We start from the raw sequence: 13128 nt of genomic DNA, 5'->3' as shown, positions 1-13128 counted from the left end.
GGGGGGGGCGCGGGGCCGCCCGCCGCCCCCTCCCAACAGCACCACCCGCAACTCCGGGGGGCCGGCGCGGGGCGCCCGCCCGCCGGCCCCCCCCCCCCCACGGTCCAGCGGCCGGTCGAGCCGCGCGCGGCTCAACCGGCGTTCACGAGCACGGTGCGTTCGACGGGCCCCGTGCCAGGGCGTGCGAACCGGACGTGCTCCCCTCCCTCCTGCCAGTGCTCGATGAGCATCGTGTTCCCCTCGACCCAGGTGAGGACGGCGTCGGTGACGTCGAGCCGGAACAGGTGACACGGGTCGGTGTTCCCTTGTACCGCGGCGATTTCCGCCGGATCGGTCAGCTCCACCGCCGTTCCGGAGAGCTTGGCGTCCCCGCCCTCAGCCACACCGGGGTAAGCGTGGACCGCGAACCGCCCGTCCCGCCGCAGATCCCGCGCCTTGACCGCGCCGGGCATCGACCCGGCATAGATGTGGGCGCCGTGGAAGTCGAGTTCGGTGCCGCTCACCCGTGGCGAGCCGTCCCGCCGCAAGGTGGCCAGGACGTGGGTCTCCCCCGCGGTGAACCGCCGGTGGATCTTCGCCGCGAGCTCCGGTGCCTGTTCGGTGAATCCTCGCCAACTGGTCATGCCCGCAGTGTCACATCCACCACCGACAGTTTTGAGCGAAAGCAGTTGGCGCCGCGACGGGTGGGCTGCCACGATGGCGGCATGACGATTCCTTCCGGGAGCGATGCCGCGTAAGTCCCCGGCGCGTGTACGCGCCGATCTGCCACTGAAACGCCGCGCTCTCGCACCGCAGGTGATCCCGGGGATTTCCCAGGCCGCACAACGGCAAATCGCGGATTTCGAACGACGACGCGCCACACCGGGCGCCGTCGCCGAGGCGCTGGCCGTGTGGGCACAGTGGGTGCGGCAGCCGCTGCGCGCGCTGCACGGCGAGGTGTTGTCCCCGTGGCGTGAGTATGTGGGCGAACGACGGATGCTTTCCGAAGCGCTGCACGCCCTGCCACCACGCGCCCGCGGCGAACTGCGGCCGCTCGTGAAGCGGCTCGACGAGTTCTACCTGCGCCGCACCTTCGACACCCGCTCGACGAGCAACGACGACTGGTGGACCCGGCGCAGGCACCCACCCGCCGACCCCTACCTCAGCGGCGGCGAAACGTGGTGGCAGGACTGAGGTCGCGATCTCGCCGCAGTAAGGGGAAACCAGCCCGAAACAGCGAATCGTCCTGCATGATGCAGCCCATGACACCTCCCCCGCAGCCCGCGGCGGGCCGGCCGGGGCCCGTCTCGTATCCAGGGCAGGCCAGACCGTCCGGCGGCACCGCGATCACCGCGGCCGTTCTCGCGCTCGTCAAGTTCCTGATCGGTGGCTACTTCTTCGCGCGGGGCCTCAGCAACGCCCGGTTCTCCAATCTCTCCACCTGGGTCAGTTTCTCGCTTCAGATACCGATGCTGCTCCTGCTGCTGGTGGGTGCGATCTTCGTCTTCGCCCGTGTGAAGGCCGGTGCGATCCTCCTGCTGACCGGCGCGGCGCTCAGCCTGCTGACCGTGGGGGTGATCGCCGCGCTGACCGGCGGCACGTCCCTCAACTACGGCCGGTTGCTGGCCTACGCCCCGCTGACCGGTGCCCTGAACCTGCTGTCGCCGGTGCTGACCGTCCTAGTGCTGGTCCTGGCGGTACTGCCCTCGACCCGGCGGTATCTCGCCGCCGCCCGGCAACCGGCATACCCCGGTCCGCCCGTTCCGTACGGATACCCGCCGAGCCAGGGCTACGGCCCGCCGCCGCACCCCGGCCAGCATCCTCCGCAGCAGTGGTGAGGCTCAGCTAGCGGGCAGACGGGCGTCGACCTCGATCTCGAACTTCATCGCGGGGTCGGCCAGGCCGCATTCGAGCATGGTCGCGGCCGGGCGCACCTCGCCGAAGCACGCGCGCAGGACCGGCCAGCACGGCTCGAAGTCCGCGCGGTCAGGCAGCAAGTACCGCACGCGCACGACGTCGGCGAAGGTACAGCCCGCTTCGGTGAGGGCGGCCTCGACGTTCCGCAGGCACTGCGACGCCTGCTCGACGACGTCGTCGGAGATGGTCATGGTCGTGTAGTCGTAGCCGGTCGTGCCGGAGACGTGGACGCGGTCCCCGTCGACCACCGCGCGTGCGTACCCGATCTTCTCCTCGAAGGTCGAGCCGCTGAGAATCGCCCGTCGTTCAGCCATAGCGCGCACGGTATTTCAGGCGGCGCCCGCCGGTCCACCGAATAGGTCAGGCGCCATACACGGGCTCCGGTTCGACGCCTTCGGCCAGCAGTTCGGCGACGACGGGGCCGAGTTCGGCCGGGGCCCACCGGGCGCCCTTGTCCCGCTCCGGACCGTGCCGCCAGCCCTGCGCGAGGCTCACCCTGCCACCGTCCACTTCGAACACCCGCCCAGTGACGTCCGCCGATTCCTCGCTGCCGAGCCAGACGACGAGGGGTGACACGTTGTCCGGCGCCATCGCGTCGAAACCGGCGCCGGGCGCGGCCATGTCGTCGGCGAACGCCTGCTCCGTCATCCTGGTCCGCGCGGCGGGCGCGATCGCGTTGACGGTGACCCCGTAGCGGCCGAGTTCCGCCGCGGCCACCGTGGTCAGGCCGAGGATGCCCGCCTTCGCGGCGGCGTAGTTGCCCTGGCCGACGCTGCCCAGCAGGCCCGCCCCGGAGCTGGTGTTGATCACGCGCGCGGCCCGCTGCCGGCCCGCCTTCGCCTCCGCCCGCCAGTATTCCGCCGCGTGCCGCAGGGTCGCGAAGTGTCCTTTCAGGTGCACCCGCACGACCGCGTCCCACTCGTCCTCGGCCAGGTTGACCAGCATCCGGTCACGCAGGAACCCGGCGTTGTTGACCAGCACGTCGAGCCCGCCGAACTCCTCGATCGCGTTCCCGACCAGCCGGGCCGCGCCCGCCCAGTCCGCGATGTCGTCGGTGTTCGCCATGGCTTCCCCGCCCGCCGCGGTGATCTCGTCGACCACCGCCTGGGCCGGGCCCGCCTCGCCGCCCCGCCCGTCCAGCGCCGCGCCGAGGTCGTTGACGACCACCTTGGCGCCCTCGGCGGCGAACGCCAGCGCGTGCGCCCTGCCGATCCCGCGCCCCGCGCCGGTGACGATCACGACCCGCCCCGCGAGCAACCCGCTCATGCGGTCGCCTCGCTTCGCGAGACAGTGTCTGATTCCTTTTGGCGCATGACATCCATGATTCGCTCGCAAGCGTCGCTCATGACTTGCTCCCTCCGCTCGTACCCGAATTGGACGCGGCCAGGAAGGCCGGTTTCTCCCCACCGCCGTGCACCGTCAGGCACGCGCCACTGACATAGGAAGCCAAGGGGGAAGCCAGGAACGCCGCGCAGGCGCCGATCTCGTCCGGCTCCGCCAACCGTCCTAACGGGACTGTCCCGCCGACGGCGGCCACCCCGGCTTCGTCGCCGTAGTGCAGGTTCGCCAGCTCCGTCCGCACCATGCCGACGTCCAGCGCGTTCACCCGCACCTTCGGCGCCCATTCGACCGCCAGGCTCGCGGTCAGGTTGTCCAGCCCCGCCTTCGCCGCGCCGTACGAAGCCGTGCCCGGTGACGGCCGCGTTCCGCTGACACTGCTCACGTTCACGATCGCCCCGCCCGTTTCCTGCTGCTGCATCACGGCGTTCGCCGCTCGCGCCACCGCCAGCGGCGCGAGCAGGTTGAGCGCGACCACCTTCTCGTGGAAGCGCACCGACGCCGTCGCCGCTTCCGCGAACGGTGCTCCCCCGGCGTTGTTGACCACGACGTCGAGGGAGCCGTGCGCGGCGACGATGGCATCGACGAGCTTCGCCACGGCGTCGGGATCGCGGACGTCGCAGGGCAGGAACTCCGCCACCGCGCCGCCCGCCTCCACCGGCCGTGACGGCGGTGTGCGGGCGCAGGTGACCACGCCCGCGCCCGCCCGCAGGAAGGCGCGGGTGATCCCCGCACCGACCCCGCGTACGCCGCCGGTCACCAGGACCACCGCGCCGTCCAGCCGAAGTTCCAGTGCCACGCGAGACCTCCCGCCCGTGTCGAGGAAGCACCTGTACCCGCGCCGGGCACCCTGCTAACGTACCAAGCAAATGCTAGGTTTGGTAACCCGGAAGGCACCCGATGACCGTTTCGACGCATTCCCCGGAGCCCGGGGTCGCCGTGGTGACCGTGGACGCTCCCCCGGTCAACGCGCTCACCGTGCGCGGCTGGTTCGAGCTCGCCGCCGCGGTGGAGAGCGCCGGCCGTGACGAGCACACGCACGTGGTGGTGTTGCGCGCCGAGGGCCGGGGGTTCAACGCGGGCGTGGACATCAAGGAGATCCAGCGCGATCCCGGCTACGGCGCGCTGATCGGCGCCAACGAGGGCTGCGCGGCGGCGTTCTCGGCGGTGTACGACTGCGCGGTGCCGGTGATCGCGGCGGTGCACGGTTTCTGCCTCGGCGGCGGCGTCGGCCTGGCCGGCAACGCGGACGTCGTGGTGGCCAGTGACGACGCGGAGTTCGGGCTGCCCGAGGTCGATCGCGGCGCGCTCGGCGCGGCGACGCATCTGGCGCGGCTGGTCCCGCAGCACCTGATGCGCGCGCTGTACTACACCGCGTCGACGATCACCGCGCAGCAGCTGCATCACCACGGTTCGGTGTACTCGGTGGTCTCGCGGGACAAGCTCGACGAGACGGCGCTCGAGCTGGCGCGGCGGATCGCGGCGAAGGACACCCGGGTGATCCGCGCCGCGAAGCAGGCGATCAACGGTATCGACGTCCAGCCGGTGCACCGCAGCTACCGCTTCGAGCAGGGATTCACCTTCCAGCTCAACCTGGCCGGGGTTTCGGACGGGGCCCGTCAGTCCTTTTTGGATGACAAGGAGGCACGATGAGCGACAAGCGGATGAGCGTCGACGAGGTGGTCGGCGAACTACGCGACGGGATGACGATCGGCATCGGCGGCTGGGGTTCGCGGCGCAAGCCAATGGCGCTGGTGCGGGCGATCCTGCGCTCGCCGCTGAAGGATCTCACCGTCGTCTCCTACGGCGGCCCCGACGTCGGGCTGCTCGCCTCCGCAGGGAAGATCCGGCGGCTGGTGTTCGGGTTCGTCACGCTCGACTCGATCCCGTTCGACCCGTGGTTCAACCGGGTGCGTGAAGCCGGGGAAATCGCCGTCACCGAATACGACGAAGGCGTGCTCGGAACCGGGCTTTCCGCCGCCGCGCAACGGCTTCCGTTCCTGCCGACGCGGGCCGGGCTCGGCTCCGACGTCGTCCGGTTCAACCCGGACCTGCGCACTGTGCGGTCGCCATACGACGACGGCGAGGAGCTGCTGGCGGTACCCGCGCTGCGGCTGGACGCGGCACTCGTACACCTCAATCGCGCCGACGCGCGGGGCAATGCGCAGTACCTCGGCCCGGACCCGTACTTCGACGAACTGTTCGCGCTCGCCGCGGACCGGTGTTTCGTGTCCACGGAACGGATCGTGGACACCGCCGAGCTGACGACGTCCGCGCCGGTGCAGAGCCTGCTGCTGAGCCGCGCAAGTGTGCACGGAGTCGTCGAGACGCCGCGTGGCGCGCATTTCACCACCGCCGCCCCGGATTACGGCCGTGACGAACGATTCCAGCGGCATTACGCGGAATCCGCCAAGGACCCGGACGCCTGGCCGAAGTTCGTCGACCGGTTCCTTTCCGAGGACGAAAAGGCGTATCAAGCGGCAGTCGACCGTTTTTCCGAGGAGGCGGCATGAGTGACGTGACCCGCGCGGAAGTCGCGGTGACGGCGTGTGCCGAACTCTTCCGCGGCGACGGGGAAATCCTCGTCAGTCCCATGGGATTCATCCCCGCGCTCGGCGCGCGGCTGGCCCGGCTGACCTTCGAACCCGACCTGCTGCTCAGCGACGGCGAGGCGTCGTTGCTGGCGAGCACGCCCGGCGCCGGACCGCCGGTGGTCGAGGGCTGGCAACCGTTCCGGAAAGTACTGGACACCGTGGTACCGCACGGAAAACGGCACGTCGTCATGGGCGCCAACCAGGTCGACCGGCACGGGAACCAGAACATCTCCGCGATCGGCGACCACGAGCGTCCGAAGAAACAGCTGCTCGGCGTGCGCGGCGGTCCCGGCAACACCGCCAACCACCGCACGAGCTACTGGGTACCGAAGCACAGCAAGCGGGTGTTCGTCGAGCAGGTCGACATCGTGTCCGGCGTCGGCTTCGCGCGGGCGGACGAAGCCGGGTTGCGCTACCACGACGTCCACCGCGTGGTGACGAACCTGGGCGTGCTCGACTTCGGCGGCACCGGCCACGCGGCGCGGCTCCTGTCGATCCACCCGGGCGTCACGGTGGACGAGGTGCTCGAAGCGACGTCGTTCCCGCTGGAAACCGGCGCGACCACCGAAACCAGGCTGCCGACCGACGAGGAACTCCGGCTGATCAGGACCGCGCTCGATCCGAAGTCCTTGCGGGACAAGGAAGTTCCGGCATGAAGACCGCGCTGACGGCGTTGACCAGGATCGAGCACCCCGTCGTGCAGACCGGGATGGGCTGGGTGGCCGGGCCGCGCCTGGTCTCGGCCACGGCCGAGGCGGGCGGGCTCGGAATCCTGGCCTCGGCCACGATGAGCTACGACGAGCTGGCCGCGGCGATCAAGGAGGTCAAGAGCCGCACGGATCGGCCGTTCGGGGTGAACCTGCGCGCGGACGCCGACGACGCCGCCCGCCGCGTCGACCTGCTCATCGCCGAGAAGGTCCGCGTCGCGTCCTTCGCGCTGGCGCCGAAGCGGGACATGATCGCGAAGCTGAAGGACAACGGCGTGGTCGTCGTGCCTTCGGTCGGCGCGGCACGGCACGCGGAGAAGGTCGCGAGCTGGGGCGCGGACGCGGTGATCGTGCAGGGCGGCGAGGGCGGCGGGCACACCGGAGCGGTCGCGACGACGCTGCTGCTGCCGTCCGTGCTGGACGCGGTCGGCATCCCGGTGGTGGCCGCGGGCGGGTTCTTCGACGGCCGGGGGCTGGCCGCCGCGCTGGCCTACGGCGCCGCGGGCATCGCGATGGGCACGCGGTTCCTGCTGACCAGGGAAAGCACCGTGCCGGACGAGGTCAAGCGGGCCTACCTCGCCCGCGACCTGAACGGCACCGTCGTGACCCGCAAGGTCGACGGGATGCCGCATCGCGTGCTCCGCACCGAACTCGTGGAGGGGCTGGAACACTCCGGGCCGCTCGCGGGAATCGCCCAAGCGGCGCGAAACGCCGTCCGGTTCCGGAAGCTGAGCGGGCTGTCGTGGACGTCGCTCGCGCGCGAGGGACTGCGGATGAAACGCGGCGGCGAACGGAGCTGGGGCCAGGTCTTCATGGCGGCCAACACGCCGATGCTGCTGCGCGCCGGGCTCGTCGAGGGCGACACCGGCGCGGGCGTGCTGGCGTCCGGGCAGGTCGTCGGCCTGCTGGACGATCTTCCCCCGGTCGGGGACCTGATCACCGCGATCGTGGCCGACGCGGAGGCCATCCTGAAGCGGCTATCCTCCGGATAACCCGGTATGACGTTGTGCTTGACTGCGCACATGATCTCGGAAAGCCGGTGCCCGGTCGAGGACGGTGAGCTGCGCGTCCTGCGTGGCGGGGACGGGCCGGTCCTGGTGCTGATCGCCGGGGGTCTCGGCGGCGCCGACTCCTACCGCGCGCTCGCCAAGCAGCTGTACCCGCACCACACCGTCGTCACCTACGACCGGCGCGGGCACTTCGGCAGCACCGACCACACCACCGGCCCGGTCACCGTCGCCCGGCAGGCCGACGACGCGCTGGCCGTGCTCGACCACGTCGGCGCCGGCCCGGTCGCGGTGTTCGGGAGCAGCGCCGGCGCCTCGATCGGACTCGACCTGGTGGCCCGGTACCCGGACCGCGTGTCGACGTTCGTGGCGCACGAACCGCCGGCCGTCCAGTTGCTCCCGGACGCCGCGGGCTGGCTGGCCGACGCCGCCGAGCAGGTCCGGCTGGCGCGTTCGGGCGACCTCATGGGCGCGGTGACCCGCTTCGCCGACGCCATCGCCGGGGCCGCCCTGCCGAACCTGCCGCACCTCCGGCTGCCGAACGAAGCCGACTGGCTGCGGCTGTTCGACCGCGAATTCACCGAGTTCTACGACTACCTGCCGGATCTGCGGGCGCTGCGCAAGGCGTCCACGGAGATCCTGCCGGTGGCGGGCGAAGGCAGCCGGGGCCGCTACCACTACCAGCCCGCGAAGATCCTGGCGCTGGAGCTGGGCCTGCCGTTCACCGAGATGCCGGGCGCGCACCTGGCGCCGCAACGGAACCCGACGCAGTTCGCCGCTGCCCTGCGAGACCTGCTCACCGCCCCCTGACGCCCACGCCGCCCTCCGTCCACAAAGGACACACCGCTGCTCCCGGGTTCCCGTGGCCCTGGGCTGTCGCGAACGCTCCGTCCGGGACGTTCATCGTCGGCAACGGAGCGTTCGCGACGTCGGGGGTGGGGTCGGCGCCGTCAGAGCTGCCGGATGACGCGCGCCGGGTTCCCGGCGGCGAACACCCGGGACGGCAGGTCGCGGGTGACGACGCTGCCCGCCCCGACGACGGTGTCGTCACCGACGGTCACCCCGGCGCACACGATGACCCCGCCGCCGAACCAGACGTTGTCGCCGATCGTGATCGGCGCGGCGGATTCCCAGCGCTGACGCCGTTTCTCGTGGTCCTCCATGGGATGCAGCGCGGTGAGCAGCTGGCACCGCGGCCCGATCGACACGTCGTTGCCGATCCGGATCGGCGCGCAGTCCAGCAGGATCGCGTCGTAGTTGAGGAAGCTGTTCGAGCCCATCTCGATCAGGTACCCGTAGTCGCACTGGAACCGCGGCATGATCCACGAGCCCTCGCCCAGTTTCCCGAGCAGCTGCCGCAGGATCTCGTCCCGCCGCCCGGTCTCCTCCGCTCCGGTCAGGTTGAACTCGTCGACGAGACCCTGTGCGCGACGGCGGTCCGCGACCAGCTCCGGATCGTTGTCCCGGTACAGCTCGCCCCGCAGCATGCGGTCCTTCTGCTCTCCCATGATCGCCACCCTAGCCGCGAAAGCCCGCGGCTCACACCTGCGCCGGAGCCGGATCGGGACGTCCCGCGAACGCGCGGGTCACCAGCGCGACCACCGCCACCACGACCGCGTTCACCGCCAGGCCGATCAGCCCGACGTTGATCGTGCCGGCCAGGTGAGTGTCCACAAAGGTCAGCCAGACCACGACGATCTCCCCGGCGACGATGCCCGCGAGGATCGGCACCTTGCCCACCGGGACGCGGCGCAGCAGGCCCAGCGCGTTCGCCGGGGCGAGCTGCACGGTCCCGGAATAGGTCAGCAGCAACAGGTTCGCCAGCAGATCGGGCCGGAAGATGCCGAGCACGAGCGCCAGCGCGCTGGCCACCACCACGGTGCCGTGGTTGATCCAGAACTGCAGCCGCTCCCGGCGCACCCGGACGATGTTGCGGGCCACCAGCGAGGAGATCCCGATCAGGATCCCGGCCGCCGGCACCATCGCGGTGGCCGTCGCGGCGACCACCACCAGGCCGGTCACCCACCCCGGCAACGCCTGCTTCGACAACGTCAGCAGCACGCCGTTCGAGTCGGTCTTCTTGGGCAGCACCAGGATCGCCGCGAACCCGATGAACATCGGCAGCATCAGGCAGATCTCGTACACCGGCATCCAGGTGTAGTTGCGCCGCAGCACCTTCGGATCCCGCGCGGACATCAGCGCGGGCCACGTGTGCGGCAGCGTCATCAGCCCGACACCGATCGCGCTGACCACCATGCTGGTCACGAACCAGACGTGGTCGTTCGCCCCGGCGTGCACGATCAGCTTCTCCGGATGCAGCTGCTCGATCTGGTGGAACATCGCGGAAATCCCGCCGTGGAAGTACACCGGCACCGCGATCAGCAGCACCACGAGCACCACCAGCATGATCGCGTCCTTGAAGTACGACGTCGCCGCGACCCCGCGCAGGCCAGCCCACAGCACGAACGCCACCACCAGCAGGCAGCCGACGATCATGCTCAGCGTCCCGGACGCGGCGTCCCCGGTGACGAGCCGGACGATCAGGCCGAGCCCGGTGATCTGCAGCTGCAGGTACGGCAGCACGCAGACCACCCCGATCACCGCGGACAGCGTGCCCAGCGCACGGCTGCCGTACCGGTCCTCCAGGAAGTCGCCCTGGGTCAAGTATCCGCGTTCCTTCCCCATCGTCCACAGGCGCTTGGCGAGGAAGAACAGCACGACATAGGCGATCGGCACGTACGGCAGCGCGTACATCGCCGCGACGCCGCCGCTGAACGCGAGCCCGGCCATCCCGAGGAAGGTGAAGGTGGTGAACACCTCCCCGGCCTGGAGGAACCACATCGTCAGCGCGCCGAACTTCCGCCCGCCGACGGCCCATTCGGCCAGATCGGCCGCCGGACGGCGGCGGCCGACGAAGCCCAGCACGCCGATCAGGACGATGCCGGCGAAGGTGAACGCGAGGATCATCGGCCGGACTCCTCGCCGTCACGCGCCATGAGCCGCTCGGTCAGCAACAGCGCCGGGGTGAGCATGAGACACCAGAAACCGCCCCACACCAGCATTCTCGGCATCCCGAGCCACAGCCCGGTCGTGTTCACGAACGGCAGGAACGGCATCAGCACCAGCGCGAGCACCGGCAGCGCCGGGATGAAGTGGTAGCCCCGCATCGCGCTCACCCGGCCAGCGCGGCGAGCTTGCGGGTAGCCAGCTCGGCGAGCAGCGCCGCGCCGTCGGGCAGGACGCTGTCGTCGAACGTCGCCAGCGGCGAGTGGTTGTTCGGGGCCGACGCCGGATCCTCGGCCGTCGACGCGCCGAGGAAGACGTACGCGCCGGGGACCTCGTTCAGCACGCGGGAGAAGTCCTCCGAACCGGTCATCGGATCGCGGAGTTCCTCGAACCGCTCCTCGCCGAACACCTCACGCACCGTGTGAGCGAGGAACTCGTGCTCGTCCGCGTTGTTCACGGTGACCGGATACTCCGCCTCGTACGCGACCTCGACGTCGAGCCCGTGCGCGGCCGCGATGCCCTCGCAGATCCGCACCGCCTCCTTGCTGACCAGCTCCCTGGCCTCCGGCGAGAACGACCGCACGGTGGCTTCGAACGTCGCGTCGTCGGGGATGATGTTGCGCCGCGTCCCGGCGTGGAACATCCCGACGGTGACCACGACCGGGTCGAACACGTCGAAACCGCGGGTGACCATGGTCTGCAGCGCGGTGACCATCGCGCACGCCGCCGGGACCGGGTCCTTCGCGTGCTGCGGCGCCGAACCGTGCCCGCCCGCGCCGACCACCCGGACGAACAGGCCGTCCGACGCCGCCATCAGCGGACCGGGCCTGCCGGTGAACATCCCGCGCGCGTAGTGCGCCGAACTCACGTGCAGCCCGTAGGCGGCGTCGACCGGGCGACCGGACGCGGTCAAGACCCCTTCCTCGATCATCTTGCCCGCGCCGTCGTGGCCCTCCTCCCCCGGCTGGAACATGAACACGACGTCGCCGGGCAGGTCCTCGCGCCGGGCGGCGAGCAGCCGCGCCGCGCCTGCCAGACCCGCGGTGTGCAGGTCGTGCCCGCACGCGTGCATGGCGCCGTCGATCCGCGAGGTGAACTCCTCCCCGGTGCGCTCGGTCACCGGCAGCGCGTCCATGTCCCCGCGCAACAGCACGGTGCCGCCCGGTTTGCCGCCCCGCAGCACGGCGGTCACCGAACTCAGTCCGCGGCCGAGGGTGATCTCGCACCCCAGCCCGTCGAGCGCGGCGAGCACCAGCTCCTGGGTCCGCGGCAGGTGCAAGCCGATCTCGGGGACGCGGTGCAGGGAACGCCGCAGCGCGACCAGTTCGTCACGCAGCTGTCCGGCATCGGAACGCAGGCTCATCCAGAACTCCTCGGGGACGAAGATCGTCGGCCTATCCTGATCCGAGAATGATGCAATGTCGAACACGGAAGCCGGGCAAATCGGCGGAATCAGCCAGAACGCCGGAGAAAATCCAGGGAATCAGCCATGTTGAGCGAAAGCGACCTCAAGCTCGTCGACGCGCTGCAGGCCAGTCCGCGCGTGCCGTGGTCGGCGCTCGGGCGCACGCTCGGGATCGGCGCGGCCACCGCCGCCCGGCACTGGGACGGCCTTGTCGAGCGCGGTGAAGCCTGGCTGACCGCCTACCCCGGCGGCGAACTCCGCGCCCGGCTCACCCTCGCGCTGGTGGAGATCGACTGCGGGCCGGGCGAACCGCTGCGCGTCGCGCGCGAACTGGCCGCCGACCCGCATGTGCCGACCGTCGAGTACGTCGCCGGGCACTGCGATCTGCTCGCGCACGTGGTCGCGCCGACGCTGCGGGAGGTGTCGGACTACGTCATCCATCGCCTGTCGCGGCTGCCCGGTGTGACCGCCACCCGCACGGTGATCTCACCGCGGCTGTTCGCCGAAGGCAGCCGCTGGCGGGTGCGCGCGATCTCGCCCGGTCAGCGCCGGGCACTGACCCCGGCGGCTGCCACAGCCAACGGCGCCCTGCGGTTCACCGATCTCGACCGGGCACTGCTGCTGGCACTCGGTGAGGACGCCAGGGCGTCGGCCGCGGCACTCGCGCAGTCGCTCGGAGTCGGCGCGAGCACGGTCCGGCGAAGGCTGGACGCGCTGCTCGGCCGCGGCGCGATCCATCTCCGGTGCGAGATCGCCCGGCCGCTCTCGCCGGCGCCGGTCACCGCGACCCTGTGGCTGCGGGTCCCGCCGGACAAGCTGGAAGCGACCGCCCGCACGCTCGGGCAGCTGCCGGAGATCCGGATGTGCGCCGCGGTCAGCGGAGCAGCCAACCTGTGCGCGGTGGTGTGGCTGCGTTCCCAGCACGACACGGTCGAGCTGGAGAGCGGGCTCGCGGCGCAACTGCCGTGGCTCGAGATCGTCGACCGCGCGGTGACACTGCGCTGCGTCAAGCTGATGGGCAGGCTGATGGACGACGCCGGCCGCTCGGCCGGCCGCGTCCCGCTGGATTTCTGGGCCGGGGGGGGGGGGCGGGGCCGCACGGGCGCGGCCGCCCGCGGCGCCGCCCGCCGGGGGGGGGGGGGGGGGGGTGTCTTTCCGTGCCCCAGGCCTGCTAT

General features: G+C 71.1%; 16 protein-coding genes. 8 read left to right on the top strand and 8 right to left on the bottom strand.

Annotated elements, in window-relative coordinates; all coding sequences use genetic code 11:
* Positions 1 to 131: 131 nt before the first annotated feature.
* A complete protein-coding gene (locus ACFWX1_RS35990) occupies positions 132 to 623 on the bottom strand; it encodes a pyridoxamine 5'-phosphate oxidase family protein (protein ID WP_378394265.1) in 492 nt (163 codons plus the stop codon).
* A gap of 103 nt (positions 624 to 726) precedes the next feature.
* On the opposite strand from ACFWX1_RS35990, the gene ACFWX1_RS35985 reads away from it, so the two are divergent.
* Together ACFWX1_RS35985 and ACFWX1_RS35980 are read left to right on the top strand one after the other, a co-directional pair.
* A complete protein-coding gene (locus tag ACFWX1_RS35985; RefSeq protein WP_378394264.1) occupies positions 727 to 1173 on the top strand; it encodes a hypothetical protein in 447 nt (148 codons plus the stop codon).
* 68 nt (positions 1174 to 1241) lie between these two features.
* A complete protein-coding gene (locus ACFWX1_RS35980) occupies positions 1242 to 1817 on the top strand; it encodes a hypothetical protein (RefSeq protein ID WP_378394263.1) in 576 nt (191 codons plus the stop codon).
* A 3-nt stretch (positions 1818 to 1820) separates the two neighbouring features.
* Here the strand turns inward: ACFWX1_RS35980 and ACFWX1_RS35975 are convergent, their stop codons facing one another.
* The 3 genes from ACFWX1_RS35975 to ACFWX1_RS35965 all read right to left on the bottom strand — a co-directional run bounded on the left by ACFWX1_RS35975 (position 1821) and on the right by ACFWX1_RS35965 (position 4033).
* Complete coding sequence (locus ACFWX1_RS35975) at positions 1821 to 2210, bottom strand: RidA family protein (protein WP_378394262.1); 390 nt, start codon at positions 2208 to 2210, stop codon at positions 1821 to 1823.
* A gap of 46 nt (positions 2211 to 2256) precedes the next feature.
* Complete coding sequence (locus ACFWX1_RS35970; RefSeq protein ID WP_378394261.1) at positions 2257 to 3162, bottom strand: SDR family oxidoreductase; 906 nt, start codon at positions 3160 to 3162, stop codon at positions 2257 to 2259.
* Between the two features lie 76 nt (positions 3163 to 3238).
* A complete protein-coding gene (locus tag ACFWX1_RS35965) occupies positions 3239 to 4033 on the bottom strand; it encodes an SDR family oxidoreductase (RefSeq protein WP_378394260.1) in 795 nt (264 codons plus the stop codon).
* Between the two features lie 101 nt (positions 4034 to 4134).
* On the opposite strand from ACFWX1_RS35965, the gene ACFWX1_RS35960 reads away from it, so the two are divergent.
* The 5 genes from ACFWX1_RS35960 to ACFWX1_RS35940 are packed head-to-tail and all read left to right on the top strand — an operon-like array spanning position 4135 to position 8352.
* The gene (locus tag ACFWX1_RS35960; protein WP_378394259.1) at positions 4135 to 4887 is read left to right on the top strand and encodes an enoyl-CoA hydratase family protein; all 753 of its coding nucleotides are present in this window, start codon (positions 4135 to 4137) and stop codon (positions 4885 to 4887) included.
* Entirely contained in the window at positions 4884 to 5747 is an 864-nt protein-coding gene (locus ACFWX1_RS35955) for a CoA transferase subunit A (RefSeq protein WP_378394258.1), read from the top strand. The genes ACFWX1_RS35960 and ACFWX1_RS35955 overlap by 4 nt, the downstream gene beginning before the upstream one ends.
* Positions 5744 to 6484 carry a CoA-transferase subunit beta gene (locus tag ACFWX1_RS35950; RefSeq protein ID WP_378394257.1) on the top strand — a complete coding sequence of 247 codons (741 nt, stop codon included), beginning with the start codon at positions 5744 to 5746 and terminating at the stop codon, positions 6482 to 6484. The genes ACFWX1_RS35955 and ACFWX1_RS35950 overlap by 4 nt, the downstream gene beginning before the upstream one ends.
* Positions 6481 to 7527: an NAD(P)H-dependent flavin oxidoreductase gene (locus tag ACFWX1_RS35945; RefSeq protein WP_378394255.1), complete on the top strand. Its 1047-nt coding sequence runs from the start codon at positions 6481 to 6483 to the stop codon at positions 7525 to 7527. Before ACFWX1_RS35950 ends, ACFWX1_RS35945 begins: the two co-directional genes overlap by 4 nt.
* A gap of 30 nt (positions 7528 to 7557) precedes the next feature.
* Positions 7558 to 8352: an alpha/beta fold hydrolase gene (locus ACFWX1_RS35940; RefSeq protein WP_378394254.1), complete on the top strand. Its 795-nt coding sequence runs from the start codon at positions 7558 to 7560 to the stop codon at positions 8350 to 8352.
* Positions 8353 to 8492: 140 nt separating this feature from the next.
* On the opposite strand, the gene ACFWX1_RS35935 is transcribed toward ACFWX1_RS35940, so the two are convergent.
* The 4 genes from ACFWX1_RS35935 to ACFWX1_RS35920 are packed head-to-tail and all read right to left on the bottom strand — an operon-like array spanning position 8493 to position 11911.
* Positions 8493 to 9050: a sugar O-acetyltransferase gene (locus ACFWX1_RS35935; protein ID WP_378394253.1), complete on the bottom strand. Its 558-nt coding sequence runs from the start codon at positions 9048 to 9050 to the stop codon at positions 8493 to 8495.
* Between the two features lie 31 nt (positions 9051 to 9081).
* On the bottom strand, positions 9082 to 10509 hold the full coding sequence (locus ACFWX1_RS35930; protein WP_378394252.1) for a sodium:solute symporter: 1428 nt from the start codon (positions 10507 to 10509) through the stop codon (positions 9082 to 9084).
* A complete protein-coding gene (locus tag ACFWX1_RS35925) occupies positions 10506 to 10709 on the bottom strand; it encodes a hypothetical protein (protein WP_378394287.1) in 204 nt (67 codons plus the stop codon). The genes ACFWX1_RS35930 and ACFWX1_RS35925 overlap by 4 nt, the downstream gene beginning before the upstream one ends.
* 5 nt (positions 10710 to 10714) lie before the next feature.
* On the bottom strand, positions 10715 to 11911 hold the full coding sequence (locus ACFWX1_RS35920) for a M20 family metallopeptidase (RefSeq protein ID WP_378394251.1): 1197 nt from the start codon (positions 11909 to 11911) through the stop codon (positions 10715 to 10717).
* Between the two features lie 126 nt (positions 11912 to 12037).
* On the opposite strand from ACFWX1_RS35920, the gene ACFWX1_RS35915 reads away from it, so the two are divergent.
* Positions 12038 to 13128: Lrp/AsnC family transcriptional regulator (locus ACFWX1_RS35915; protein ID WP_378394250.1), on the top strand; the 1091-nt coding region annotated here is incomplete at its 3' end.

The sequence above is a fragment of the Amycolatopsis sp. NPDC059021 genome, from assembly GCF_042739895.1.
Taxonomy (GTDB): domain Bacteria; phylum Actinomycetota; class Actinomycetes; order Mycobacteriales; family Pseudonocardiaceae; genus Amycolatopsis.
The sequence above is the reverse complement of the archived record's forward strand: the minus strand, read 5'-3'. Positions and strand labels throughout refer to the sequence as shown.